Genomic DNA, 1,277 nt, shown 5'->3' on the forward strand with positions numbered 1-1,277 from the left:
ATTTTGGGGGCTACTTTCTTGACTTCTCTTGCTAAAAAAGTAGATTACTTGGGAATCGAAGTGGATGACTTGCTGATTGATTTGGCAGCCAGTATGGCAGATGTGATTGGTTTGCAGGCTGGTTTTGTCCAAGGAGATGCCGTTCGTCCGCAAATGCTTAAAGAAAGCGACGTGGTCATCAGCGACTTACCTGTTGGCTATTACCCAGACGATGCCATCGCTTCACGCTATCAAGTGGCTTCTAGTCAAGAGCATACCTATGCCCACCATTTGCTGATGGAACAAGGCCTCAAGTACCTTAAGTCAGATGGCTATGCTATTTTTCTAGCTCCGAGTGATTTATTGACCAGTCCTCAAAGTGACTTATTAAAAGGGTGGCTCAAAGACGAAGTGAGTCTGGCTGCTATCATCGCTCTGCCAGAGGATATTTTCTCAACTGCAAGCCAAGCTAAAAGTATTTTTGTCTTACAGAAGAAAAGAGACAAGGAAATAGAACCCTTTGTTTACCCTCTTACTAGCTTGCAAGATCCGTCAGTTTTGTTGACCTTTAAAGAAAATTTTCAAAATTGGAGCAAAGGTACTGAAATATAAAAGAGATTTTGTTATAATAGATGAAAACGCTTAAAAAGAGGTATCATCTTATGACAAAAACAATTGCAATCAATGCAGGAAGCTCAAGCTTGAAATGGCAACTTTATCAAATGCCTGAGGAAAAAGTTTTGGCTAAAGGCTTGATTGAACGTATTGGATTGAAGGATTCGATCTCAACTGTAAAATTTGACGGTCGTTCGGAGCAACAAATTCTTGATATTGAAGACCACACACAAGCCGTTAAAATTTTATTGGATGACTTGATTCGTTTTGACATTATCAAAGGGTACGATGAGATTACAGGTGTCGGCCACCGCGTCGTTGCAGGTGGTGAATATTTCAAGGAATCAACAGTTGTTGAGGGAGATGTGTTAGAAAAAGTTGAGGAATTGGGACTGTTGGCTCCTCTTCACAATCCAGCTAACGCAGCTGGAATTCGCGCATTTAAGGAATTGCTGCCAGATATTACCAGTGTTGTCGTATTTGATACCTCATTCCACACAAGCATGCCAGAGAAGGCTTATCGCTACCCTCTACCAACTAAATACTACACAGACAACAAGGTTCGTAAATATGGTGCCCACGGGACAAGCCACCAGTTTGTCGCAGGAGAAGCAGCGAAACTTTTGGGCCGCCCTCTAGAAGACTTGAAATTGATTACCTGCCATATTGGTAACGGGGCTTCT

At 42.1% G+C, this 1,277-nt stretch carries 1 protein-coding gene and 1 pseudogene; both read left to right on the forward strand.

Translation table 11 applies throughout. The features are described from left to right. A partial coding sequence (locus GMD1S_RS07770) for a class I SAM-dependent methyltransferase (RefSeq protein WP_000541300.1) occupies positions 1–591 on the forward strand: 591 nt, incomplete at its 5' end. A 50-nt stretch (positions 592–641) separates the two neighbouring features. Beyond that, positions 642–1,277: pseudogene (locus GMD1S_RS07775) on the forward strand (acetate kinase); the annotation flags it as partial.

The sequence above is a fragment of the Streptococcus sp. GMD1S genome (genome assembly GCF_000296875.1).
In the GTDB taxonomy this organism is placed as follows: domain Bacteria; phylum Bacillota; class Bacilli; order Lactobacillales; family Streptococcaceae; genus Streptococcus.